Here is a 23,094-nt window from a genome sequence, read left to right as displayed (position 1 = left end):
CGTGGTCGCGGAGTTGCGCGACTGTCCCGGGGCCGGGTCAGCGGGTGAACGGGGTCACGTTGAGCCTGCCGCCGCCGCAGACGGTGGACACGAAGCGGACCTCCAGGTGCGACCGCTCGTCCGGCGGGTACACCAGCAGCTTGGCCGAGGCCGGGCACGAGGTCTCCGCTCCGGTCTCGACGACGGTCCAGCCGACCGTCGACGTGGCCGACCTGCCCGGTCTCAGGACCACCTTGTGCGGCGTCGCCGGCGAGGAGACGGCGGTGGACGCCGAGGCGGTCCGGGGGGCGAGGGCAGGGACGAGCACGGGGGCGAGCGCCGCACCGAGCAGCGCGGCGGCGACGGCGGTGGATGTGCCTTTCATACCTGGTGAGACTCCCGGGCGCGTGCTGCGGTTCGGTGATCAGGCTCATACGCTTGGTCACGTGTTGAGTAGTAACCGACTGCGTGTCCTGCTTGAGGTGTTCAGAACGGGCAGCATCGCCGGCGCGGCGAGAGTGCTGAAGCTGTCGCCTTCCGCGGTGTCCCATCAGCTGTCGCGCCTGGAGCAGGAGGCGGGCGTGGGCCTCGTCGAGCGCAACGCGCAGAGCCTGCGCCTGACCGAGGCGGGCCGCCGCCTCGCGATCCGCGCGCAGGAGGTCGTGGACATCATCGAGGCCGCGGAGAAGGATCTGCTCGCCCAGGCCAGGGTGGACGCCGGCGAGCTGCGCATCGGCTTCTTCGCCTCCGCCGGCTACCGGCTGCTGCCGCTGGCCCTGTCACGGTTCGCCTCCAGGTACCCGAAGGTGGCGCTCGACCTGGTGGAGGGCCAGCCGTACGAGCTGCTGCCCGATCTGGAGCGCGGCGCGCTCGACGTGCTGGTGGTCTTCGAACACGCCCTCGACCCGTGGCAGTGTCCCGAGGGGGTGGAGGTGGTGCACCTGTTCGACGAGCCGCAACTGCTGGTCGTACCGGCCGGGCACGCCGCGGCCCAGCGGCCCAGGGTACGGCTGGCCGACCTGGCCGACGAGCCGTGGATCACCACGTTCGGCGCCGAGCACCCGGTCTCGATCCTCGAGCGGGCCAGCACGCTGGAGGGCTTCTCGCCGCAGATCCGCTGCCGCAGCGACCACTACGAGGTGACGATCGGCCTGGTGCGGGCCGGGCTCGGCGTCGCGCTGGTGCCGAGCCTCGGCCTGATGGGTGCCAGCGGGCTGCAGACGTGCCGCCTGGTCACCCCGAACCTGTTCCGCAGGATCGGCGTGGCCAGGCGGCCGACCAACCCGAACCCGGCCGCCCGGTCCTTCCTCGCCTACCTCCGCACGGCCTCCGCCCAGCTCAGGAACTCGCTGGAGCCCTCACTGCGCTGACGCCCGTTCGGCGATGGCCATTCCCGCCTGCCGTACGGCGGCCGCCAGCTCATGCTCGGCGCCGGAGGGACCGTGGGCGAGCACGGCGTAGGCCACCCGCCTGTCCATGATCCCGACGTCGGATCGGATGCCGTCGTCGGTGCCGGTCTTGTTGGCCAGCCAGCCGCCCTCGGGATCGTGCCTGACCAGAGCGGGGACGAGGCTGTGGTCGGTGTTCTGCTGCATCCAGCCGCGCATGAGCACCTGCCAGCCGTCCGAGCCCGCGACGAGCGCGGCCAGCGAGGCCAGCTCGGCGGCGGTGCCGATCGCGAACGTCGGCGGGTCGCCAGGGCCGCGAGGCTCCCTGATCCGGTCGAGGAGCCTGGTCCTCGACAGGCCGAGGGCGGCGGAGGCGGCGTTGACCCTGTCGACGCCGACCCTGCGCAGCAGCGCGTTCGTGGCCGTGTTGTCGCTGATCGCGGCGGTGAGCAGGGCCAGGTCGCCGATCGTCCAGCTGCGCCCTGACAGCGACAGCAGCAGGCCCGAGCCTCCGCAGTAGTCGTCCTCGTGCAGCGTGACCGGCGTGTCGGGGTGGAGGATGCCGCCCTCGATGCTCATGGCCACCTCCGCCAGGAGGAGCAGCTTGCCGACGCTTGCCAGTGGCAGCTCGACGTCCTCGTTGACGCCGTGGAACTCTCCTGTCACCAGGTCGCGCGTCGCCACGGCGAGCGTGATGTCGTTCACAGCCCGATGATCCTTCCTGGCCTGTCCTCGGTGAGCGCGCCTCGCTCCACGGCGATCCGTCCGGCGACGACGACCGCCTCGACGCCGACGGGCGGCAGCAGCGGGTCGGCGTAGGTGGCGCCGTCCGCCACCGTCGCGGGGTCGAGCACCACCAGGTCGGCGTGCGCCCCGTCGCGCACCACTCCCCTGTCCTCCAGCCCGAACCTGTCCGCGGCCATCCCCGTCATCTTGTGGACGGCGATCTCCAGCGGGAAAAGGCCCTGGTCGCGGGAGTAGCGGCCGAGCACCCTCGGGAAGGTGCCCGCAAGGCGCGGGTGCGGATGCCCGGGTTTGGGCACGCCGTCCGAGCCGATCATGGCGAACTCGCTGGCCAGCACCCGCTGGACGTCGTCCTCGCGCATCGAGTGGCTGATGATCGTCACCTCGCCCTCCTCGGCGAGGAGCAGCTCGGCGGCCGTGTCCACGGGGTCGCCGCCCAGCTCGGCGATCGTGCGCCCCTCGACCTCGGGATGGTTGGCGGCGCAGGCGACCGAGATGCGGTCCCACCCGCCGTTGCCGACCGTGTTCTCCCAGCCCGGCACGCCGTCCTCGATCGCCCTGCGCATCCGGCCGCGTTCGCCGGAGTCGCGCAGCCGGTCGAGGAGTGCCTCCGTGCCGCCGTCGTTGGCCCACGGAGGGAACATCGCCGACAGTGACGTGCTGCCCTCGGTGTAGGGATAGACGTCGCAGGTGATGTCCATGCCCTGGGCGCGGAGCTCGGCGATGCGCGGCAGCGTCCGCCTGGTCCTGCCCCACGCGTGCTTGCCCGCCGTCTTGTGGTGGCTGACGTGGAGCGCGGCCCCGCTGTCGCGCGCGATCTCGACCGCCTCCTCCAGCGCCTGCTCGACGCGCGACATCTCGTCTCTGAGGTGCGTGACGTACGGCTTGCCGTACCGCGCCGCGACGCGGGCCAGCGCGACCACCTCGGCGGTGTCGCCGTACGTGCCGGGGGTGTAGATGAGGCCTGTGGACAGGCCCGCCGCACCGGCGGCCAGCGCGTCGTCCAGCAGCGCGCACATGGTGTCGAGTTCGGCGCGCGTGGCGGGGCGGTCCTCGTAGCCGAGCACGCCCGCCCTGAGCGTGCCGTGGCCGACGAGTGAGGTCAGGTGGTTCGACCGCGGGGCGTGCCCGTGCGCCTCCACGAACGCCCCATAGTCCTGAAATATCGAGATGTCGCCGCCGAAGCCGGCCCTGCTGGATCTGCGCAGGGCGGGGACACGCTCGGGCAGCGCCGGGAACAGGCTCGAACCGCAGTTGCCGCAGATCTCGACGGTGACGCCCATGCGCACGGGAGCCGCGGCCAGTTCCCTGCCCGCCTCGCCCAGAAGGGTGACCGCGTCGGAATGGGTGTGCACGTCGATGAAGCCGGGGGCGACGACCAGCCCGGTGGCGTCGATCACCCGCCCTCCCCCGCCGTCGGAGGGGCCGCCACCGGGCAGCAGGACGAGCCGGCCGCCCGAGACGCCGACGTCGGCCCTGCGCAACGGCGCGCCCGTCCCGTCGGCGACCAGACCGCCGCTGATCAGCACGTCAAGGCTCACGGAGTGGCCACCGTACCCTTCGGAAGGAGCGAGCCGTTCACAACACCTGCCCGAGGAAGGCGCGGGTGCGTTCGTGACGCGGGTTGGACAGCACCTCGCGAGGCGCGCCCTCCTCCACGATCAGCCCGTCGTCGATGAACACCAGGTGGTCGCCCGCCTCCCTGGCGAAGCCCATCTCGTGCGTCACCACGATCATCGTCATCCCGCTGGCCGCCAGGTCGCGCATGACCTGCAGCACCTCCTGCACCAGCTCGGGGTCGAGCGCGCTGGTCGGCTCGTCGAAGAGCATGACCTTGGGGTTCATGGCCAGGCTGCGCGCGATCGCGACCCGCTGCTGCTGACCGCCCGACAGCTGCCTCGGATAGTGGCCCGCCCTGTCGGCCAGGCCCACCCGGTCGAGCAGCGCGAGCGCGTGCGAGGTCGCCGCCGCCTTCGAGACGCGCTTCACCGTGCACGGCCCCTCCATGACGTTCTCCAGCGCGGTCATGTGCGGGAACAGGTGGAAGCGCTGAAAGACCATGCCGATCTCCTGCCGCTGCCTGCACAGCTCATCGGGCCGCAGGAGTTGCAGCCTGCCCGCCTTCTCGGCGAAGCCCATGAGCTCGCCGTCCACCCACACCCGGCCCGCGTCGATCGTCTCCAGCCTGTTGACGCAGCGCAGCAGCGTCGACTTGCCCGAGCCCGAGGGGCCGACGACGCAGACCACCCCGCCAGGAGGCACGTCGAGGCTGACACCCCTGAGCACCTCCAGGTGCCCGAAGCTCTTCCTGACCGATTCGATCTTCACCATGCTAGTGGCCACGGCTGAACCTCCTCTCCAGGAAGTGCTGGCCGACGGTGGCCACGCTGGTGAGCAGCAGGTACCAGGCCGAGGCGACGACCAGCAGCGCGATGACCTCGAAGTTGTCGAGGTAGATGCGCTGCGAGACGGTCAGCAGCTCGGCGCCGGAGATGACGGAGACCATCGAGGTGGTCTTCAGCATCGAGATGAACTGGTTGCCGGTCGGCGGGATGATCACCCGCATCGCCTGAGGGAGCACGACCCTGCGCAGGATCTGCCGGTGCGTCATGCCCAGCGACTCGGCCGCCTCCCGCTGGCCCGGATCGACCGAGCGGATGCCCGCCCGGACGATCTCGGCCATGTAGGCGCCCTCGTTGATGGTCAGCCCGAGCAGCGCCGCGGTGAACGGCGTGATCAGCTCGTTGGCCGGCCACTGGAGGAACATCGGGCCGCCGAACGGGATCCCGATCCCGATCTCGGGGAAGACCAGGCCGATGTTGAACCAGAAGATGAGCTGCACCAGCAGCGGCGTGCCGCGGAAGAACCAGGTGTAGAGGCCTGACGCGCCGCGCAACACGGGGCTGTCCGAGAGCTGCATGACGGCGGCGACCACGCCGAGGCCCACGCCGATCGCCATCGACAGCGCGGTCAGCGCGATCGTGATCCACAGGCCGCCGAGGATGCGGCCGTCGAGCAGGAACTCGACGATCACGTCCCAGTGCAGGTTGGGATTGACGATGATCGTGTAGGCCAGCCACGCCATGACCAGCGCCGCCAGAGCCGCCGCGACGAGCCGCCCCGGCCTGGGCGGCTTCACCGCCTCGATCCGGAGGTCCAGGTCCATCATGCTCCGGTGTTGATCGTGACCTTGGAGACGGCGTTCGGCGTCGTGCCGTACTTCTCCAGGATCTTCCCGTACTCGCCGCTGTCGATCAGCTCCTGCAGCGCCTTCGCGACGGCGTCGCGCAGGCCCGTCTGCTTCTTGTCGACGGCGATGCCCCACGGCCCCGCGTCGTACTGCTCGGGCAGGACGTCGTACTTGCCGGTCTCCTTGGCGTACATGTAGGCCACGGGCGAGTCGACGATCGTGGCGACGGTACGACCCGAGTCGATGGTGAGCAGGCCGGTCGGGGCGTCCTCGCTCTGCATGATCTCCATCTTCTGTGCGCACCTGTCGTTCTGGCGCTTGCCGATCTCCAGGTTGGAGCTGCCCTTGGCCAGGACGACCTTCTTGCCGCACAGGTCGGCGAGGGTCTTGATGCCTTCGGGGTTGCCCTTCGCGACCATGATGGAGCCGCCGGCGTTGAAGTAGTCGACGAAGTCGACGGCCTTGCGGCGCTGCTCCAGATCGCTGAGCGCGGCCATGGCGATGTCCCACCTGCCGCCCTGCAGCCCGGGGATCAGGCCGTCGAAGGAGGCGTTGATGATGCGCGTCTTCAGCCCGAGCCGCGCGCCGATCGCGACGGCCAGGTCGGCGTCGACGCCGGTCATCTCCTGGGTGCCCGGCTTGTACATCTCCATTGGCGGATAGCCCTCCGAGGTGGCCATCCGCAGCTCGCCCGACTTCCTGACGGTGTCGGGGACGAGGTCCTTGGCGCTCTTGCCCGTCGAGGACGGTGGCGTGGGTGCCGCCGCCGTACCCGAGCCGGACCTCCCGCATCCCGCGCCCAGCGCGCAGACCGCCACCAGGGCGATGACCAGGTGTTTTCGCATGGCACCTCATGGTGGTCAGCCCGCCGGCCGCCACCAAGCCTCGTGAAGGCATGCGACCCTCACCAACGAATCCATCGAGGCTCAGACGGGCCAGGCATCGGATCTGCCTACGCTTCCTTCCCATGAGCTTGGACATTTGGCCCCAGACCGCCACCTGGGACGGCGGGGAGCTGCACCTGGGCGGCGTGGGAGCGGTGGAACTGGCCAGGGTGTACGGCACGCCCGCCTACGTGCTCGACGAGGCCGACTTCGTCGCCCGCGCCCGCGCATGGCTGGACGCGCTGCCCGACGGCGACGTCCACTACGGCGGCAAGGCGTTCCTCTGCCCCGAGGTGGTCCGCTGGCTGGACGGGCTCGGCCTCTCGCTCGACGTGTGCACCGGCGGCGAGCTCGCCGTCGCGAAGGCCGGAGGGATGCCGCCCGAGCGGGTCGTCTTCCACGGCAACAACAAGTCGCCCGCCGAGCTGCGCCGCGCCGTCGAGTGGGGCATCGGCTGCGTGGTCGTCGACTCCTTCACCGAGATCTCCAGGCTCGCCGCGATCGCCGCCGACCTGGGCGTCAGGCAGCGGGTGATGATCAGGGTGACGCCCGGCGTCGACCCGCACACCCACGCCTTCATCGCCACCGGCGGTGAGGACTCCAAGTTCGGCTTCTCGCTGAGCGCGGGCGCGGCCGCGCTGGCCGTGGATCGGGTGGCCGCCGAACCCTCGCTGGAGCTGTACGGCCTGCACTCCCACATCGGCTCGCAGATCTTCGATCTGGACGCCTTCGGCACCGCCGCGAACAGGATGGCCGAGTTCGCCGCCGGCGTCGGCGTCACCAGGCTCGACCTGGGCGGCGGCCTCGGCATCGCCTACCTGCCGACCGACGCCACCCCTCCGACACCCGCCGAGCTCGTCGCCGTCCTGAAGAAGGAGACGGCGGGCCTGCGCCTGGCCGTCGAGCCCGGCAGGTCCATCGCGGGACCCTCCACGGTCGCGCTCTACGAGGTCGGCACGATCAAGGGCCGCTATGTCAGCGTCAACGGCGGCATGAGCGACAACCCCCGCCCCGGCATGTACGGCGCCGCCTACACCGCCTCGCCGGCCAACCGGGTCTCCGACGCTTCGCCCAGCCTGTTCACGGTGGTCGGCAAGCACTGCGAGAGCGGCGACGTGCTCGTCAGAGACCTCCCCCTGCCCGGCGACCTGCGGCCCGGCGACCTGCTCGCCGTTCCCGTGTCGGGCGCCTACCAGCGCTCCATGGCGAGCAACTACAACCACGTGCCACGGCCCCCCGTCGTGGCGGTACGTGATGGCGCGGCCAGAGCGATCGTCCGCCGCGAGACCGAGGATGACCTGCTGAGGCTCTACCTGTAGGTCCTGATCCTGTTGGTCGCCGCCGCGTACTGGCGGCGGCCGACGAGCATCCACACGATCCTGGCCACCAGGGGCAGCTTGGCGAGGAAGTCGGCGCGTTCCCTCGGCGTCGCCTCCTCCAGGATCGCGCCGAGGGAGACGAGCAGCTTGTCCTTCGGGATCGATTCGCGGCCCGCCTCGCCGAGGCTCTCCCACTCCTCGACCGTGACGTGGCGGGTGACCAGCGGAAGGATCTCCTCCTCTTCCTGCTTGAGATGGGCGTCGAGCTCGCCGGACAGCTCGGCCACCAGCGCCGCGATGCGCTCACCCCGCGCGGGGGCGGCCTCCGCCACCCAGCCGGGGAGCAGGTCCTCGATGGCCGGGATGAGCGCCGCGACCCGCTCGTGCTGCGCTTCCATGGTGAGGATCAGATCCTTCTCCGGCGATGCCCGCTCCAGCAGCAGCGGCCAGAGCATCCTGTCCTCGGTTTCGTGATGGTGGTGCAATCCGGTGAGGATGTCCTTCAGGTGCTCCGCCAGCACGGCGGCACGGTCGGTGTCGCCGGCCCTGACGGCCCTGATGTAGGCGGGCAGCGCGCCGAACTCCCTGCGGAAGACGCGGTGGACGACCACCATCTCCCAAATTCCTGGTTTCTCGTCATTCACCCTGCGAGTGTGGGAGGCGCGGCTTGGAAACGAATTGCAGATTCATCCTTTGCGACGGTGGGGTGCGTCAGAGCGGAACTGGGGGGGCATAGGCGGGCCATGGCCGAGTTCCTGACTGACATCAAGACCATCCGCGAGCGCGCCAGAGCCGAGATCGGCAAGGGCCCCATCACCGACGCCTACGGCGCCGACCTGGAACGCGTCATCCAGGTCTGCAACGAGGCGCTGGCGACGGAGATCGTCTGCGTGCTCCGCTACAAGCGGCACCACTACACCGCCACCGGCATCATGGCCGAGTCCGTCGCCGGCGAGTTCCTGGAGCACGCGACGGAGGAACAGGAGCACGCCGACAGGCTGGCCGCCAGGATCGTGCAGCTCGGCGGACAGCCCGACTTCAACCCCGACACGCTGACAGCACGCTCGCACTCGCAGTACGACTCCAGCGCGGACCTCACCGAGATGATCAAGGAAGATCTGGTCGCCGAGCGCATCGCGGTCGCCGCCTACACCGAGATCGTCCAGTGGCTCGGCGACAAGGACGTCACCACCCGCCGTGTCTTCGAGGACCTGCTGGCCAAGGAGGAGGAGCACGCGGACGACTTGAAGAGCCTGCTGGAGCGCATGCCCCGCTAGACCCCGACCTCCCCCCTGCCCGACACCCCACCAGGCGGAGGCGGGTCCCTAGTTGCGGGCCGCCCACATCCCCAGGCCCAGCGCCACCGCGTGCTCGGGCGTGTCGACGCGTGTCACCGGAATGCCCAGGTCGCGCCGCAGCCTCCTGGGCAGCCCGGCCAGCCGGGCGCCGCCTCCCGTCAGCAGCAGCCCGCGACGCGCCACGTCGGCGGCGATCTCGGGTGAGCACGACTCGAGGATCTCCCGCACCGCCTCGACGATCGCCCTCACCGCGGGATCGATCGCCTCGTGGACGCAGTCGGCCGACACCGTGGCGTACATCGGCGCGCCGTGCCTCGGATGAGCCCCGCTGACCTCCATCCGGCGCCCCGCGGGCGGATCGCAGGCCGCGCCGATCTCCTCCTTCAGCGACTCTGCCGTCCTGTCGTCGATGACGATCCCGTAGGCGCGCCTGACCTCCAGCTTGATCGCCCTGTCCATCTCCTCGCCGCCGGTCCTCATCGACCTGACCGCCACCGATCGGCCCATCGACACCGCCGCCACGTCCGTCGTGCCGCCGCCCACGTCCACGATGATCGCCGCGATCGGATCGGCCAGCGCCAGTCCCGCGCCGAGCGCGGCCGCCAGCGGCTGCTCCATGAAGGTGATCTGGCGGGCCTGTGCCTCGTAGGCCGCCTCCAGCGCGACCTTCCGCTCGATCGCGGTGATCCCGCCGGGAACCGCGATCGTCATGCGCGGCCTGGCGAACGGGTGTCCGTGCACCTTGTGCACGAAGTGGCGCAGCATCTGGCGGGCCGCGTCCGGCTCGACGATCACCCCGTTCCTGACCGGCCGTACGGTGACCGTGCCGGTCAACGGGTTCCTGGCGTCGGCGCCGAACGCGACGATCTGCCCTGTCTCCTGATCGACCGCGACGAGCGACGGCTCGTTGAGCAGGATGCCCCTGCCGCTCACGTGGATGCGCGTGCTGGCCGTACCGAGATCGACGGCCAGATCCCTGCTGAGGAACGGGAGCATCGATTCGAGCCGCCTGACACTCATGCCGTTCCTCATGGTTGTTGCGTTGCCTGCCCGGAGTCCACGCAACACCAATCGCTCACCCCAAATCGGCAAACGTGCCACGAAACGTGCTATATCGCCCATCGTTCGCCCACACCGATGATCACCGTCTCCCCGCGCCGTGGCCCGCGCGGTCGCGCACCGGCCCTCCAGCGGCCGACATCCCGTCGTGGGCCGCCACGCCGCCACGCCGCCGCGTCGTCGGCGACCTCGGGTGGGCAGGTGACAGGGATCGACGCACGGCGTCACCTCGCGATCGTGTCGTTGACGTGAATGGACGCCGGGCGGTGCCGCCGGACCCTAGGTCGTGGCCAGGGCGACCGTCGGCGAGAGGCGGGCGGCGCGCATGGCCGGATAGATGCCCGCGACGGTGCCGATGACGAGCGCGGCCGCGATCGCCCCGCCGATCGCCCATGGTGGTACGACGGGCGGCCAGTCCCGCTCGAGCGCGTAGCCGGAGGCGGCCAGCGCGCCCACCGCCGAACCGGCCACGCCGCCCAACGCGGACAGCAGCAGCGATTCGGACAGGAACTGGACGCGTATCTGTCCCCTGGTGGCGCCCAGGGAGCGGCGCAGGCCGATCTCCCGACGGCGTTCGAGCACGGAGATGACCATCGTGTTGGCCACGCCGACGCCGCCGACCAGCAGCGCGACCGCGCCGAGGCCGAGCAGCAGGTTGGTGAAGGCGCCCGCGGCCGCGGCCTTGGCGGCCAGGGCGTCGGAGGGGCGGCTGACCTCGACCTCGGCGGGGTTCTCCGGGTTGACCGTGCGCGGCAGCACCGCTCGCACGGCCTCCACGGCTTCGTCGGCCGAACGCTCGTAGATGGTGGTGGGATGGCCGTTGAAGCCGAGGAGCCGCTCGGCGACGGGGACGCCGACGAGAGCCGACCGTTCGATCTCCGGGGCCAGCGGCATCGGCCCCAGCAGGCCGATGACCGTGAACCACCGGTCGCCCATCCACACCCGCACGCCCGTCCTGGTGATGCCGAGCCGCGAGGCGGCCTCGGAGCCGAGGACGACGGCGGGCTGCTGTTCGGTCGCGGCGTTCAGCCAGGTCCCCTTCGACACGCCGCCTTCCAGGGTGGTCAGCAGCTCGGTCGTCGCCGCCTGGACGGCGATGCCGCCGGTGACCGTGTCGGGGATGCGGTCGGTGCGCCGCACGCCGGTGTCGAGGGAGCCGGTGGCCGAGGCCGTGCGGACCGAGCCGATGCGCTTGACCATGCGCAGCGCGGTGGTGGGCAGCTCGGCCTTCGTCCCGAACATCGTCTGGCCGGGCGAGACGGTGAGCAGGTTGGTGCCCAGCCGGTCGAGCCTGCGCATCAGCTCCGCGCCGGAGGATGACGAGATGCCGATCACGGCGATCATGGCGGCGATGCCGATGGCGATCCCGAGCGCCGACAGCACCACCCTGGCCGGCCGGGCCCGCAGCCCCGCCGCTCCGACCCTGAACACGTCGGATGGGCTCAGCCGGGAGGGACTCAACCGATCGCGCGTCACGTCCGCGCTCCCTTCGTGGTGGCGGCCGGCCGGACGGCGCCGTCGCCGCGGTCGTCGACGATCAGGCCGTCGCGGACGCGGACCTGACGCGAGCACCACGTGGCGATCTCCGCGTCGTGCGTGATGATCGCGATCGTCGTGCCGGCGGCGTGCAGATCACGCAGCACCCCGAGCACCTCTGAGCCCGCCGAGGAGTCCAGGTTGCCGGTGGGTTCGTCGGCCAGCAGCAGCGGCGGGTCACCGGCCACCGCACGAGCCACCGCGACGCGCTGCTGCTCCCCGCCCGACAGCTGGTTCGGCCTGTGTGCCAGCCGGTGGCCGAGCCCGACCCTTTCCAGGGCGGCCGCGGCCCGCTCGCGCCTGGCCCGCAAGGGGACTCCGCTGTACAGGAGGCCGTCGGCCACGTTGTCCAGCGCGCTGACCCCGGGCGCCAGATGGAACTGCTGGAAGACGAAGCCCAGGGTACGGCCCCGCAGTGCCGACAGCTCGCGGTCCGGCAGCGCGGCGATGTCGTGCCCGGCGACGCGCACCGTGCCGGTGGTGGGCCGGTCCAGGGTGCCGACCATGTGGAGCAGGGTGGACTTGCCCGAACCTGAGGGACCGACGATGGCCAGCAGCTCGCCGAACCCGATCGTGAGGTCCACCCCGCGCAACGCCCGCACGTGGCCGTTGTAGACCTTGGTCACCTCGCGCAACTCCACGACGTACGACGGGCTCATGTCGCGGGCACCCCGACCTTCATGCCCTCCGACAGGCCCGCGCCGCTGATCTCCACCAGCCCGCCGCCGAACGCCCCTGTCCGCACCCTCACGACGCGGGCGGCGCCCCCCTCGACGACCTCCACGCCGAATCCGCCCTCGCGCAGCGCCAGCAGCGCCTCCACCGGTACGGCCAGCACGTTCCTGCGCGGCTCGCCGTCCAGCTCCACCTCGACGGGTGCCTGGTCCAGCTTCGTCTCGGGGGCCCTGCTCAGCGTGATGTCGAGGTCGATGGTGGTGCCTGCGTCCTGGCCCCGATCCGAGCTCTTTCTCCTGGCCACGGTGCCCACCGAGGTGATCTTCCCGCTGGCGCGCTCCCCGCCGGGAAGCTCCACGGTGACCTTGGCGCCCTTCCTGGCCAGCGCCTGGTCGCCGGTGTCGAGGTCGACGTGGACCAACCTCCGGATGCCGCTGACCGTGAGCGCCTGCCGACCCGGTGCGGTCTTCGCGCCCACCGTGGCCATGGCCTCGGTGACGCGGGCCGCCGCCGGAAGGAACACCACCTGCGTGCCGTCCACCCGGCCTGTCTCCGGCAGCCCCTGGTCGTCCTGCCATCCCGTGACCGCGAGGTGGGTGGAGTAGCTGAAGTGGTCGTCGACGGTGAGGTGGTCGCCGTAGCCGAGCGCCCGCAGGTTGCGCTCCAGCTGCTCCACGTCCTGCCCGTCCTCGATGCCCTGCCGCAGCTGCCGGTAGAGCGGCAGCCTGCCGTACATGAGCACGACCGGCCTGCGGTCGACCTCGAGCAGAGGACGACCGCGGCGGATCACCGCGCCCTCGGCGGGCGCCCAGGTCACGGTGCCCGAGGCGTCGGTGACCAGCCGGCGTTCGCCCGCGTAGGTGAGCGAGCCGTCGACGGTCTTGGTGTCCACCAGGTCCTGCCGGGTGATCGTCGCCGTGGCGGGGACGGGTGCTGTGGCCGGCGCCGCCGTGCCGGCGCCGCCGTCGCCGAGCACGGTCACCGCCGTCCAGGCGGCGGCGACCGCGAGCAGGCCGCCACCGGCGAGGGCGAGGCCTCTCCTCATGAGGGGAATCCCTCGGGGGCGAACTCCTTGCACGCCCGCTGGACCTCCTGGACCTTCCGCTCGGGCGTCCCCCTGGGGATGTCGATGTCGACCCGGCCGTCGGGCGAGGGGTCCTTCATGTCGATGCCGTGCTCGCGCATGCACCGGGCGAACGCGACGAGCTGGTCAAGCATCTCCGGGTCGGGCTTTCCCTTGCTGTCGCCGACGGCGGCCTCCATGAAGTGCTTGCACGCCTGCTGGGCCTTGCCGACCTTCTGCTCCTCTCCCTTGCGGGTCTGGACGCTGATCGCGCCGTTCGGCTCGGGGTCCTTCATGGTGACGCCGTGTTCGCGCATGCACTGGGCGAACTTGAGCTGCGCCTCCCGCCGGTCGGTGGGAGCGGCGGCCGATGCCGAGGCGGCGGGCTTGGCCGTGTCGCCGCCTCGGTCGCCGCCCGTGCCGCTGCTCGCGCCGGTGCCGCCTGCGGGGGCGCCGCACGCGGCAAGGGCCAGTACCAGGACCGGCGGCAGGGCCGCCAGCGCACGGCGGGTTCGCATTCGCATGGTGTCGTCTCCTCGTGTCATGGCCGGAGCTGAAGGCGGCCGCTCGGCAGGCCATGCAACGCGAAGGGCTGTTTCCCCGGCGTTTCGAGGACGACGACCTCCGTCCCCGTGCCCGGTCGCCGCCGACGTCGGTCGCTAACGGAAAGGAAACGTGGCGTCGGCGAGCATGGCCTGCGCGGGCCACAGGCGTCGGATGCGGGCGGCCGCGTCGGGAAGGAGTGCGACGGATGCGGGTGCTGGTGGTGGAGGACGAGGCGATGCTCGCCGACGCGATCGCGGAGTGGCTCCGCGAGGAGACCCATGCCGTCGATGTCGCCTACGACGGCGCCGCCGCCCTGGAACGCGCGGCCGTCAACGACTACGACGTGGTCGTCCTGGATCGGGACCTGCCCGCCGTGCACGGCGACGAGGTCTGCCGCGAGCTGGTCGAGGCGGGGTCGGCGGCGCGGGTGCTGATGCTCACCGCCGCCGGCGAGGTCACCGACCGCGTCGCGGGACTGCGTCTCGGCGCCGATGACTACCTGACGAAACCGTTCGCCTTCGCCGAGCTGGCCGCACGCGTCCTGGCGCTGGGGCGGCGCTCTCGACCGGCCGTTCCTCCGGTGCTGCGCCGCGCGGGCATCACCCTGGACCCGGCGCGGCGCGAGGTGTTCCGCGACGACCGCTACGTGCCGCTGGCGAAGAAGGAGTTCGCCGTCCTGGCCGAGCTGCTGCGCGCCGAAGGGGCCCCGGTCTCGGCCGAACACCTGCTGGAGAAGGTCTGGGACGAGCACGCCGACCCCTTCACGGGGGCCGTCAGGCTCACGGTCCTCCGGCTGCGGCGCAAGCTCGCCGACCCGCCCGTCGTCGAGACCGTCACGGGAGTGGGGTATCGCATCCCGTGAGCCTTCGCCGACCGCTGCCGCGCCGCATCACCCTGCGGACCCGCCTCACGCTGATCTACGGCTGCCTGTTCCTCGCCGCAGGGGTGGTGCTGCTCGGTGTCACCTACGCGCTGTTCGACCAGCAGCTCAGCGGCTCAGGACCGACGTTCGACAGCGCGGGCGCCGCGCCTGCCTCGCAGACCGGCCCGCCCCAGACGAAGGACCTCACCGTGGTCACCGAGCACGGCGACAGGCTCACCGGCGCATCCGCGGAGACGTGGCTCAGTGACCAGAAGAACACGCTGCGCGACGCCGCCAGCACCTCCCTCATCACCCAGGGCGGGCTGGCGCTTCTCGTCGTCGGCGGCGCAGCCGTCGGCTTCGGCTGGCTCGTCGCCGGCCGGGTGCTGGCTCCGCTGCATCGGGTGACCGAGACCGCCCGCCGGATCGCCGGCGCCTCCGCCGCCGCCGACCGCGGCCTGCACGAGCGCATCGCGCTGCGCGGTCCTGACGACGAGGTCAAGGATCTGGCCGACACCTTCGACACCATGGTCGAGCGGCTCGACCGGTCCTTCGACGGGCAGCGCCTCTTCGTCGCCAACGCCTCGCACGAGATGCGCACCCCGTTGACTCTTGGCCGTGCCCTGGTCGAGCTGGCCATGCACCGCGCGACGGCCTCCGAGGACGTCAAGCGGCTCGGCGAGAACCTGCTGGAGATCAACTCGCGCCACGAGCGGCTCATCTCGGGATTGCTGCTGCTGGCCCGCTCCGAGCGTGAGATCACCGACGGCTCCCCTGTGGACCTCGCGGACGTGGTGGGCCACGTGGTCGCTCAGAACGCGCCGCAGGCCCGGCAGGCGGGGGTCACGGTGCGGGAGGAGGCGGGCCCCGCGCCCACCGCGGGCGACGGGCTGCTGCTGGAACGCCTGGTGCACAACCTGGTGGAGAACGGGATCAGGCACAACACCGGCGCAGGCGGCGCCTGGGTACGGGTGACCAGCCGTACGCTGCCCGAAGGGCGCGTGGCGGTGGAGGTGAGCAACACCGGCCCTGTCGTGCCGCCGTACGAGATCCAGTCCCTGTTCGAGCCGTTCCGCCGCCTTGGCGGCGACCGGCTGGTCACCGCCAAGGGCGCGGGCCTCGGCCTGTCCATCGTCCGCTCCATCGCCCGCGCCCACGGAGGCGACATCGTCGCCCGCTCCCGTGAGGGCGGCGGGATGACGGTGACCGTCACCCTGCCGCTGAGCCCCGAAGGCGGAGCGGCGGAGACGAGCGTGACGTGAACGGTGTGCCGGCAGACCCTTGCGGTCAGGTGGTGTGGACCTCCATCTCCCAGAGCGAGTAGCCGAAGCCGGTCGCCCGACGGACCCCTTGCATCCGGACGAACCTCGCGCTGTTGGGCTGGTCGATCCACACCTCGTCCACTCCGCCGTCACTGGCGGTCACCTCCGCGGCGGGCTGCCACGTGGTGCCGTCGGCGGAGACCTCGATGCGGTAGGCGGCGGCGTGGGCGGCCTCCCAGCGGAGCACGACCTTGCCGACGTCGGCCGCCCTTGCCAGCTCGACCTGGAGCCACTCACCGTCGGCGGCCCTGGACGACCAGCGGGTGGCGGCATCGCCGTCCACCGCCTTGGCGGCCTCGAACGTGGTGCCGTTCTCGACGCTGGAGGCGGTGGCGGGCCTGCCGAGCGCCTGGTTGACCGCCGTCACGGGCCGGTGGACTGCCACCTTCAGCTCGGCCTTGACCTCGCCGAAGCTCACCGTCACCGTCTCGGTACGGCCGGCCGCCCCGGCCGGCGGGGTGATCTCCAGCGGGACGACGACCTGCCCGCCGCGCGGCACGGTGACCCGCTTCCCCGCCGGGGCGACGGTCCATCCCTGGGGGGCGCCCACCGCGAGCGTTCCCTCGACCGACCTGGCCAGCCGCGTCGTCAGCACCGCCGTCGCCGTGGACTTCCTGCCCGCCATGGCCTCGAGCATGCCGGGAGTGAGCAGGAGGTCGGCGGGGGGCACGTCGGCGTAGCGTGGGACGATCTCGGCGATCCGCGGCGCGGCGCCGCCCGCCGTCCATGCCAGCCGTACGGCGTCGCCTGTCACGTCGGGCGCGTCGAGCTCGGTGTACGGCCCGGCGAGCGAGCCGATCGCCTGCCACTGGCCACCCACCCTGACCTGCACCTCGGCGGCTCCCGTGCCGATGACGACCACCTTGTCGATCGCGCGCGGCCGGGAGAGCGTCACCTGCAGGGCCTGCCCGCTCGACGGCGAGCCGGAGGCCGCGTAGGCGGTGTCGAGGTTGCCGTCGACGGTGGCCGCCAGGTTGCCCGCGGGCGTGCCGCTCGCGGTGAGCCTGGTCGTGTCCCGGTCGAGCGTGCCGACCGTGAACTCGCGCACGACCAGCCAGTTGTCCTGCCCGCCCGTCGAACGGTAGCGGACGTAGCGGGCCAGTGCGCCCTCGGGCGCCTTGGCCCTGACCTCGGCGCTCGTGCCCGTGGTCAGCGCCGTCCAGGTCGTGCCGTCGACGGAGTGTTCCAGGACGCCCGCGTGGATGTAGTCGGCGGGGCTCGAGCTCTTGCCCATCAGCACGGCGATGTCGCCGATGGTCCTGGCCGAGCCGAGGTCGACGGTCACCGCGTCGCCCGCACCGGGCGCGCCGTTGCTCCAGTAGAAGGTGTCGGGGTTGCCGTCGGTCATCAGCTCGGGGGCGTATCCGGAGTAGACGCCGAGCGTGCTGGAGGCGGTCGGCCGATCCGGGTCGACGCCGATCCAGGCGTCGAAGGCTTTGAGTGCGTCGGCGATGAACAGGTCGACGACGCCGTCGCCGACCTTGGGGAAGGTGGTGGCGTGCGGCTGCCGTACGTCCCTGATGGCCTTGGCGTCGGCGACCAGCTCGGCGATCTCCTCGCGCAGCGCCAGCGCGCGCTTCCCGTCGTCGGCGTGGACGGCGTCGGCCAGGTCGAGGGCCTTCACCATGGCCGTGGTCCACAGCCTGGCCGCGTCGAGCCACGACTTCGCCTCGTCGAGGAAGGCGCGGTCGGCCACGCCGCGGGTGATGAGGTCGGACGCCTTGGCGTACCGTTCGGCGATCGCGCGCAGCCCCTCGCCCTTGGCGATGGCGGCGGCGAGGACGGGCGACTGCTTGGTGTGCAGCGTGCCGTCGAGGGTGTTGAGGTCGGCGAAGTCGCGCAGCGCCTGGATGGCGGCCTGGTCGCCGCCCGCCACCTCGGCCAGCGCGCGCAGCCACGACCGCTCGGCGTCGTAGGCCTTGTCGTTCCATCCGAAGTCGCCGAAGGAGTAGAGCGCGATCTTGCTGACGGCGGCCTGGTTCATCGGGTTGGAGATGATGCCGGCCAGGCTCTCCGACAGGCCGTTCTCCCGCCCGGTGTAGGCGGCGATCGACAGGCGGCCGGGATTGTAGTCGTTGACCGGGTAGTTGTCCCAGACCAGGATCTTGTGGCCGAACACCGCCCGCGCCTCGGCGACCTCCCGCCTGAGGATCACCTTCGGGACCACGCCCCATCCCGTCCAGTGGACGATCACCTCGGGGTCGAGGTTGTCCCTGAACGCCTTCTTGTAGGGGGTGTCGGTGGCGTTGTAGTACTCGGTCGGCACGGTCTGCAGCGGCGCCACGTCGCCCTTGCTCCGCACCCAGGCCTGCACGGTGTTGAGCAGGTCGGTCTGCGCGTGGCCAGGACCGGTCGTGCCGTACTTCGCGCGGTCGCCGTCGCAGTTCCATCTGTTGGGGTCGATGTCGTCCAGCGCGACGTTGAACGACCTGCCGCCGAGCGCGTAGATCGCCTCGAACTTGGCCAGCAGCCTGTTCACGTCGTCGGGCGAGGTGTAGCAGATCGAAAGGCCCGGCGAGATCGCGAACGTGAAGTCCACCCTGTTCGCGCGGGCGCGACTGATCAGCTCGCCCAGCTGCGCCAGCTTGTCCTGAGGGTACGGCTCCCGCCACTTGTCACGGTGGTAGGGGTCGTCCTTGGGCGCGTACTCGTAGGTGTTCATCCGGTGCGCGCCGAGGTAGTCGAGATGGTCCAGCCTGTCCTGGTGCGACCAGGGCGTGCCGTAGAAGCCCTCGATCGAGCCCCGGTAGGCCATGGACGGCCAGTCGCGCACGACCACGCCGGGCACCAGGTCGGTGCCCGCGCGCTTCTGGATGAGCTGGGCGAAGGTGAGCGCGGCGTAGTAGGTGCCGTCCGCGTCGACGCCGTCGAGCGCGATGTGCTTGCCGCCGCGCCTGCCCTTGCCTGCCGCGAGCACGTAACCCTCGGCGGGGAGCCCCTCGGGACCCTTCACGCCCAACCTGTCGGCGCCGCCGCCCAGCCAGAGGGTGACGGGCGTCTTGGGATCCTCGCCGTCGGTGGTCTCGATCCGCTGGACGCCCGCGGCTTCCAGCGCCTTCCTGACGACGGCCTCGGCCTGAGGGTCGCTCCGAGTGGTACGGACCAGTCCGACAACAGGGGTGAGAGGGAAGCCATCTCCTGTGGGGGTGACCTCCTGCGGAGTGGGGTAGAGCTGGTCGGTGGGCCGGTCGGGACGGGCGTGGGCAGGTGTCGCGGCGAGGAGGGAAGAGGCGGCGAGAGCGGTCGCGAGGATGATCAAGCCGGGACGTTTGGGGGGCACGCGTCCTCCTTTGCGCAATACACCCTTCAAGGGTGCACGATTGCTCACATAAGACCACCCACTCCGTATGCGGTCAATACCGGTACGGACCACCATTCATCCACCAGGCCTGGACGGCGACTACACACGCGTGTAGCGTCCTATCTGAGCGAGTAGCCCGTTACACGCATGGATAGGGATGGATGACAGTGACGACGACCGGACCCGACCCCGAGGACCTCACCGCCCGTGCCCGTATCAGGGACGCCGCGATGCAGCACTTCGGCGAGCACGGGTTCGAACGGGCGACGATCAGAGGCATCGCCGAGACCGCCGGTGTGTCGTCAGGGCTGGTACGCCACCACTTCGGTTCCAAGCAGGCGCTGCGCGAGGCGTGCGACGCGTACCTGGCCAGAATGATCCGCAGGCTCAACGACGACGTCAGATCGGGCGACGCCCTCCACAAGGGCAACCCGGTCGCCACCGCCAAGGCCGCGATGGGCCCCTATCAGCAGTACCTGGCGCGCGCGCTCGCGGAGGGATCGGCCGAGACCGTCTTCGACGAGATGGTCGAGCTGAGCGAGCAATGGCTCGCCGACCTTGACAAGACCCGCTCCGACCTCCCCGACGTCGACAGGAAGACCAGGGCCACGGTAGGCACCGCGATGGCGCTGGCCATCGCGGTGCTCCACAAGCACGTGTCCAGGGGCATGGGTGTCGACCTGTTCAGCCCCGAGGGAGACCTGCTGCTCGCCAGGACCCTCATCGACATCTACTCGCACCCCATGCTCAGCCTCGACGACGCCGCCGACGTCAGAGCCGTCCTCGACCGGATCCAGGCCGAGCAGACCAAGACAGATCGCGGAGCCACGCTCCGCCGACCCGAGGAGCATCCCCATGACTGACGCCATCGCGGCGGGGAGCTGACCCTGCTGCCGCTCGCCGTCCTGACCGCCGCGGCGGCGGCGCTCATCCTCCTCGGCCTGTACGGCCTGCGCCGCCGGGACATGGCGGCCGGCTGAGCCGTACCACCGGACTCCCCTGCTCGAACGCACAGGAAGGACCGAGATGTCCGAGCCCACGACCGCCGCGGCCATGCCGACCGCACGCGTGGCAGGCTGCCCCTTCGACCCGCCAGAGGATCTCGCCCGGCTGCGTGAGGACCAGCCGATCGCCCCCATGGTCTACCCCGACGGCCACCTCGGCTGGCTCGCCACCAGTCACGCCCTGGTGCGCGCCGTCCTCGCCGACCCTCGGTTCAGCCACAGGGCCGACCTCACCCACGCGCCCCTGGGGGGAACACGCATGGGCGAACCCCGGCCGGCACCCCCCGGAATCTTCACCGCGATGGACCCGCCCGAGCACACCCGCTACCGGCACCTGCTCACCGGCCAGTTCACCGTCCGCAGGATGCGCCGGCTCACCGGCAGGATCCAGGAGATCACCGCCGAGCACCTCGACGCGATGGAACGGCACGGCCCGCCCGTCGACCTCGTGGAGGCGTTCGCGCTGCCCATTCCCGGCCTGGTCATCTGCGAACTGCTCGGCGTGCCCACCGGTGAACGCGCCAGATTCCAGGACGACATGTCCAAGCTGCTGAGCCTGGAGGTCTCCCCCGAGGAGAAGATCGCCGCCTTCACCACCCTCACGGAGTTCATGCACGCCCTGGTGCTGGCCAAGCGTGCCGACCCCGCCGACGACCTGCTCAGCGACCTCGTCAACGGCACCGACCTGACCGACGAGGAGCTGACGAACATCAGCGGCATCCTCATGGGCGCCGGATTCGAGACCACCGCGAACATGCTCGCCCTCGGCGCCTTCGCCCTCATGAGCCACCCCGGCCAGCTGGCCGCCCTCCAGGCCGACCGCGGCCTCACCGACAGGGCCGTCGAGGAGCTCCTGCGCTACCTGAGCATCGTCCCCGGCACCGTCAGGGCCGCGCTCGAAGACGTCGAGCTCGGCGGGCGGCTCGTCAGGGCCGGCCAGTCGGTCACGGTCTCCATTCCCGCCGCCAACCGCGACCCCGAGCACTTCGCCGATCCCGACACGCTGGACCTCCACCGCTCCGCGGCCGGGCATGTGGCCTTCGGCCACGGCATCCACCAGTGCCTCGGCCAGCAGCTCGCACGCGTCGAGATGCAGGTCGGCATCCCCGCGCTGTTCGCCAGGTTCCCGACGCTGCGCCTGGCCGTACCGCCGGAGGAGGTGCCACTGCGCACCGACATGATGATCTACGGCGTGCACCGGCTCCCCGTCACGTGGGACGTCGCACAGGACGAGGAGTAGGCGATGCGGATCACCGTGGACAGGGAACGCTGCGGCCGGGGCGCGTGATACTCCCCCATCCGTCACTGGTGTTTACTCGATGCCATGCGGCCGAAAGCTGAACTCCACCTGCACATCGAAGGCACCCTCGAGCCCGAGCTCGTCGTCGAGCTGGCCCGGCGCAACGGGGTCGAACTGCCCACTTTCGACGTGGAGGCGATCAGGGCCCGCTACGACTTCGTGAACCTGCAGTCGTTCCTCGACATCTACTACGAGAACATGGCCGTCCTGCGGACCGAGCAGGACTTCTACGACCTGGCCGCCGCCTACCTGGAGCGGTCCGGCGTCCAGCACGCCGAGATCTTCTTCGACCCGCAGGCGCACCTGGTCAGGGGTGTGCCGCTCGAGGTGGTGTTCGGCGGGCTGAGCGCCGCGCTCAAGGACAGCGACGTGCCCGCCGCGCTGATCATGTGCTTCCTGCGTGACAGGGGGGCGGAGGAGGCCGAGGCGGTGCTCAGGGCGGCGCTGCCGTACAGGGAGCACTTCATCGGGGTCGGCCTCGACTCGGCGGAGGTGGGCTATCCGCCCTCGCTGTTCAGGAGGGTGTTCGACATCGCGGCGGGCGAGGGGCTGCACAGGGTCGCGCACGCGGGCGAGGAGGGCGGCCCCGACTACGTGTGGGAGGCGCTCGACATCCTGCGCGTGGAGCGCGTCGACCACGGCATCAGAGCGATGGAGGATCCCGCGCTGGTGGCCAGGCTGCGCGAGGAGCGCATCCCGCTGACCGTCTGCCCGCTGTCGAACGTGCGGCTGCGCGCGGTGCCGACGCTGCGCGACCACATCCTGCCCGCGATGCTGGACGAGGGCCTGCTCGTGACCGTGAACTCCGACGACCCCGCCTACTTCGGCGGGTACGTCGAGGACAACTACCGGATGCTGCGCGACGAGCTGGGCATGACCGAGGACCAGCTCGACCTGCTGGCCCGCAACTCCTTCGAGGCCCGCTTCGACTTCTAGGTCCTCGACAGGATCCGGTCGCTGACGAAGCAGAGCATGCCGTACTCGTTGGCCCGCCGGTAGGCGTACTCGGTCAGCTCGGCGGTGTCGGCGTAGTCCAGTGCGTACAGGTCGAGGTCGTACTCGAGGAGCCGTTCGGCCACGGTGGCGTGCACTTCCAGCACGTCGTCCGGCCAGGGGGCGTAGTTGTGCTCGTCGACCCAGCGGGCGGAGAACGACTCGAACAGGACGCCGTCGACCAGCTCGGCCATCCTGGGCAACAGTCCGAAACCCCTGTTGGCCAGCAGGTAGTCGGGCCTGGCCTCCTCCCTGATCGCGGCGATGAGCGCGAGCAGGTGCGGCAGGTCCTCGGGGTAGGTCTGTTCGAGGTTGAGCGTGTCGAGGAACAGCCCGGTGAAGCCGGTCGCGATCGCCGCCTTCGCCTGGTCGACCACGTGGCCGACCCAGCCGGGGTCGCCGACGTGGACGAAGGCGCCGCCCCAGTCGGGGTTGCGCTCGGGCCGCTGCCAGGGCGCCGGCGGCCCCACGTCCTCCGACAGCGACAGGTAGCCGAGCGTGTGCACGCCGTGGCTCTTGAGCACGGCGAGCTGCTCCGCGCCGTAGAAGTCGGCCTGCAGGACGACCTTGTCGTAGGCGGCGAGCCGGTCGAGCCGCCCGTCGCCGTAGTAGAAGCAGATCGGTTTCACGC

At 71.0% G+C, this 23,094-nt stretch carries 22 protein-coding genes; 8 read left to right on the top strand and 14 right to left on the bottom strand.

Annotation, left to right across the window (positions count from 1 at the left end; all coding sequences use genetic code 11):
- Positions 1-37: 37 nt before the first annotated feature.
- A complete protein-coding gene (locus AC3EO4_RS40975) occupies positions 38-364 on the bottom strand; it encodes a DUF4232 domain-containing protein (RefSeq protein WP_379575957.1) in 327 nt (108 codons plus the stop codon).
- A 61-nt stretch (positions 365-425) separates the two neighbouring features.
- Here AC3EO4_RS40975 and AC3EO4_RS40970 point away from each other — a divergent pair, with 61 nt between their 5' ends.
- Positions 426-1,349 (top strand): LysR family transcriptional regulator, encoded by a 924-nt coding sequence (locus AC3EO4_RS40970; RefSeq protein ID WP_379575958.1) that lies wholly within the window; start codon positions 426-428, stop codon positions 1,347-1,349.
- On the opposite strand, the gene AC3EO4_RS40965 is transcribed toward AC3EO4_RS40970, so the two are convergent.
- The 5 genes from AC3EO4_RS40965 to AC3EO4_RS40945 are packed head-to-tail and all read right to left on the bottom strand — an operon-like array spanning position 1,338 to position 6,146.
- The gene (locus AC3EO4_RS40965) at positions 1,338-2,072 is read right to left on the bottom strand and encodes a serine hydrolase (RefSeq protein WP_431900925.1); all 735 of its coding nucleotides are present in this window, start codon (positions 2,070-2,072) and stop codon (positions 1,338-1,340) included. The two genes, AC3EO4_RS40970 and AC3EO4_RS40965, sit on opposite strands and share 12 nt — an antisense overlap.
- Complete coding sequence (locus tag AC3EO4_RS40960; RefSeq protein ID WP_379575960.1) at positions 2,069-3,652, bottom strand: N-acyl-D-amino-acid deacylase family protein; 1,584 nt, start codon at positions 3,650-3,652, stop codon at positions 2,069-2,071. Before AC3EO4_RS40960 ends, AC3EO4_RS40965 begins: the two co-directional genes overlap by 4 nt.
- 37 nt (positions 3,653-3,689) lie before the next feature.
- Positions 3,690-4,442 carry an amino acid ABC transporter ATP-binding protein gene (locus tag AC3EO4_RS40955; protein WP_379576325.1) on the bottom strand — a complete coding sequence of 251 codons (753 nt, stop codon included), beginning with the start codon at positions 4,440-4,442 and terminating at the stop codon, positions 3,690-3,692.
- A 1-nt stretch (position 4,443) separates the two neighbouring features.
- Positions 4,444-5,280 carry an amino acid ABC transporter permease gene (locus tag AC3EO4_RS40950; RefSeq protein WP_379575961.1) on the bottom strand — a complete coding sequence of 279 codons (837 nt, stop codon included), beginning with the start codon at positions 5,278-5,280 and terminating at the stop codon, positions 4,444-4,446.
- Positions 5,277-6,146, bottom strand: coding sequence for an ABC transporter substrate-binding protein (locus AC3EO4_RS40945; protein WP_379575962.1), 870 nt, complete (start codon positions 6,144-6,146; stop codon positions 5,277-5,279). The genes AC3EO4_RS40950 and AC3EO4_RS40945 overlap by 4 nt, the downstream gene beginning before the upstream one ends.
- Before the next feature lie 122 nt (positions 6,147-6,268).
- Here AC3EO4_RS40945 and lysA point away from each other — a divergent pair, with 122 nt between their 5' ends.
- Entirely contained in the window at positions 6,269-7,504 is a 1,236-nt protein-coding gene (lysA, locus tag AC3EO4_RS40940; RefSeq protein WP_431900923.1) for a diaminopimelate decarboxylase, read from the top strand.
- Here lysA and AC3EO4_RS40935 read toward each other — a convergent pair.
- Positions 7,495-8,148 (bottom strand): hemerythrin domain-containing protein, encoded by a 654-nt coding sequence (locus AC3EO4_RS40935; RefSeq protein WP_379575964.1) that lies wholly within the window; start codon positions 8,146-8,148, stop codon positions 7,495-7,497. The two genes, lysA and AC3EO4_RS40935, sit on opposite strands and share 10 nt — an antisense overlap.
- 99 nt (positions 8,149-8,247) lie before the next feature.
- Here AC3EO4_RS40935 and AC3EO4_RS40930 point away from each other — a divergent pair, with 99 nt between their 5' ends.
- On the top strand, positions 8,248-8,781 hold the full coding sequence (locus AC3EO4_RS40930) for a ferritin-like domain-containing protein (protein ID WP_431900922.1): 534 nt from the start codon (positions 8,248-8,250) through the stop codon (positions 8,779-8,781).
- A gap of 48 nt (positions 8,782-8,829) precedes the next feature.
- On the opposite strand, the gene mreB is transcribed toward AC3EO4_RS40930, so the two are convergent.
- The 5 genes from mreB to AC3EO4_RS40905 form a co-directional block, all read right to left on the bottom strand.
- On the bottom strand, positions 8,830-9,822 hold the full coding sequence (mreB, locus tag AC3EO4_RS40925) for a rod shape-determining protein (protein WP_431900921.1): 993 nt from the start codon (positions 9,820-9,822) through the stop codon (positions 8,830-8,832).
- 318 nt (positions 9,823-10,140) lie between these two features.
- Entirely contained in the window at positions 10,141-11,337 is a 1,197-nt protein-coding gene (locus tag AC3EO4_RS40920) for an ABC transporter permease (protein ID WP_431900919.1), read from the bottom strand.
- Positions 11,334-12,056 carry an ABC transporter ATP-binding protein gene (locus AC3EO4_RS40915; RefSeq protein ID WP_431900917.1) on the bottom strand — a complete coding sequence of 241 codons (723 nt, stop codon included), beginning with the start codon at positions 12,054-12,056 and terminating at the stop codon, positions 11,334-11,336. Before AC3EO4_RS40915 ends, AC3EO4_RS40920 begins: the two co-directional genes overlap by 4 nt.
- A complete protein-coding gene (locus tag AC3EO4_RS40910) occupies positions 12,053-13,117 on the bottom strand; it encodes an efflux RND transporter periplasmic adaptor subunit (protein ID WP_431900914.1) in 1,065 nt (354 codons plus the stop codon). The genes AC3EO4_RS40915 and AC3EO4_RS40910 overlap by 4 nt, the downstream gene beginning before the upstream one ends.
- Positions 13,114-13,659, bottom strand: coding sequence for a hypothetical protein (locus tag AC3EO4_RS40905; protein WP_431900912.1), 546 nt, complete (start codon positions 13,657-13,659; stop codon positions 13,114-13,116). The genes AC3EO4_RS40910 and AC3EO4_RS40905 overlap by 4 nt, the downstream gene beginning before the upstream one ends.
- Positions 13,660-13,886: 227 nt before the next feature.
- On the opposite strand from AC3EO4_RS40905, the gene AC3EO4_RS40900 reads away from it, so the two are divergent.
- On the top strand, positions 13,887-14,543 hold the full coding sequence (locus tag AC3EO4_RS40900; RefSeq protein WP_431900909.1) for a response regulator transcription factor: 657 nt from the start codon (positions 13,887-13,889) through the stop codon (positions 14,541-14,543).
- Positions 14,540-15,805 (top strand): sensor histidine kinase, encoded by a 1,266-nt coding sequence (locus AC3EO4_RS40895; protein WP_431900906.1) that lies wholly within the window; start codon positions 14,540-14,542, stop codon positions 15,803-15,805. The genes AC3EO4_RS40900 and AC3EO4_RS40895 overlap by 4 nt, the downstream gene beginning before the upstream one ends.
- Positions 15,806-15,830: 25 nt before the next feature.
- Here AC3EO4_RS40895 and AC3EO4_RS40890 read toward each other — a convergent pair whose 3' ends face one another.
- Positions 15,831-19,145 (bottom strand): beta-N-acetylglucosaminidase domain-containing protein, encoded by a 3,315-nt coding sequence (locus AC3EO4_RS40890; RefSeq protein ID WP_431900903.1) that lies wholly within the window; start codon positions 19,143-19,145, stop codon positions 15,831-15,833.
- Positions 19,146-19,327: 182 nt separating this feature from the next.
- Between AC3EO4_RS40890 and AC3EO4_RS40885 the strand changes: the two genes are divergently transcribed.
- The 3 genes from AC3EO4_RS40885 (at position 19,328) to AC3EO4_RS40875 (ending at position 22,406) form a co-directional block, all read left to right on the top strand.
- Entirely contained in the window at positions 19,328-20,029 is a 702-nt protein-coding gene (locus AC3EO4_RS40885) for a TetR/AcrR family transcriptional regulator (RefSeq protein ID WP_431900900.1), read from the top strand.
- Between the two features lie 163 nt (positions 20,030-20,192).
- Complete coding sequence (locus AC3EO4_RS40880; protein WP_431900897.1) at positions 20,193-21,410, top strand: cytochrome P450; 1,218 nt, start codon at positions 20,193-20,195, stop codon at positions 21,408-21,410.
- Between the two features lie 84 nt (positions 21,411-21,494).
- On the top strand, positions 21,495-22,406 hold the full coding sequence (locus tag AC3EO4_RS40875) for an adenosine deaminase (protein WP_431900895.1): 912 nt from the start codon (positions 21,495-21,497) through the stop codon (positions 22,404-22,406).
- Here AC3EO4_RS40875 and AC3EO4_RS40870 read toward each other — a convergent pair.
- On the bottom strand, positions 22,403-23,092 hold the full coding sequence (locus AC3EO4_RS40870) for a hypothetical protein (protein WP_431900892.1): 690 nt from the start codon (positions 23,090-23,092) through the stop codon (positions 22,403-22,405). The genes AC3EO4_RS40875 and AC3EO4_RS40870 overlap by 4 nt on opposite strands.
- Between the last annotated feature and the right edge of the window lie 2 nt (positions 23,093-23,094).

Source organism: Nonomuraea sp. bgisy101 (assembly GCF_057708945.1).
The sequence above is the reverse complement of the archived record's forward strand: the minus strand, read 5'-3'. Positions and strand labels throughout refer to the sequence as shown.

What these genes read in the sequence shown, in the direction of transcription:
- AC3EO4_RS40905 (WP_431900912.1), bottom strand. Translation starts at nt 13,659, where the DNA reads ATGCGAATGCGAACCCGCCGTGCGCTGGCGGCCCTGCCGCCGGTCCTG.
- AC3EO4_RS40910 (WP_431900914.1), bottom strand. Translation starts at nt 13,117, where the DNA reads ATGAGGAGAGGCCTCGCCCTCGCCGGTGGCGGCCTGCTCGCGGTCGCC.
- AC3EO4_RS40950 (WP_379575961.1), bottom strand. Translation starts at nt 5,280, where the DNA reads ATGATGGACCTGGACCTCCGGATCGAGGCGGTGAAGCCGCCCAGGCCG.
- AC3EO4_RS40930 (WP_431900922.1), top strand. Translation starts at nt 8,248, where the DNA reads ATGGCCGAGTTCCTGACTGACATCAAGACCATCCGCGAGCGCGCCAGA.
- AC3EO4_RS40945 (WP_379575962.1), bottom strand. Translation starts at nt 6,146, where the DNA reads ATGCGAAAACACCTGGTCATCGCCCTGGTGGCGGTCTGCGCGCTGGGC.
- AC3EO4_RS40875 (WP_431900895.1), top strand. Translation starts at nt 21,495, where the DNA reads ATGCGGCCGAAAGCTGAACTCCACCTGCACATCGAAGGCACCCTCGAG.
- AC3EO4_RS40915 (WP_431900917.1), bottom strand. Translation starts at nt 12,056, where the DNA reads ATGAGCCCGTCGTACGTCGTGGAGTTGCGCGAGGTGACCAAGGTCTAC.
- lysA (WP_431900923.1), top strand. Translation starts at nt 6,269, where the DNA reads ATGAGCTTGGACATTTGGCCCCAGACCGCCACCTGGGACGGCGGGGAG.
- AC3EO4_RS40900 (WP_431900909.1), top strand. Translation starts at nt 13,887, where the DNA reads ATGCGGGTGCTGGTGGTGGAGGACGAGGCGATGCTCGCCGACGCGATC.
- mreB (WP_431900921.1), bottom strand. Translation starts at nt 9,822, where the DNA reads ATGAGTGTCAGGCGGCTCGAATCGATGCTCCCGTTCCTCAGCAGGGAT.
- AC3EO4_RS40885 (WP_431900900.1), top strand. Translation starts at nt 19,328, where the DNA reads ATGACAGTGACGACGACCGGACCCGACCCCGAGGACCTCACCGCCCGT.
- AC3EO4_RS40880 (WP_431900897.1), top strand. Translation starts at nt 20,193, where the DNA reads ATGTCCGAGCCCACGACCGCCGCGGCCATGCCGACCGCACGCGTGGCA.
- AC3EO4_RS40975 (WP_379575957.1), bottom strand. Translation starts at nt 364, where the DNA reads ATGAAAGGCACATCCACCGCCGTCGCCGCCGCGCTGCTCGGTGCGGCG.
- AC3EO4_RS40955 (WP_379576325.1), bottom strand. Translation starts at nt 4,442, where the DNA reads ATGGTGAAGATCGAATCGGTCAGGAAGAGCTTCGGGCACCTGGAGGTG.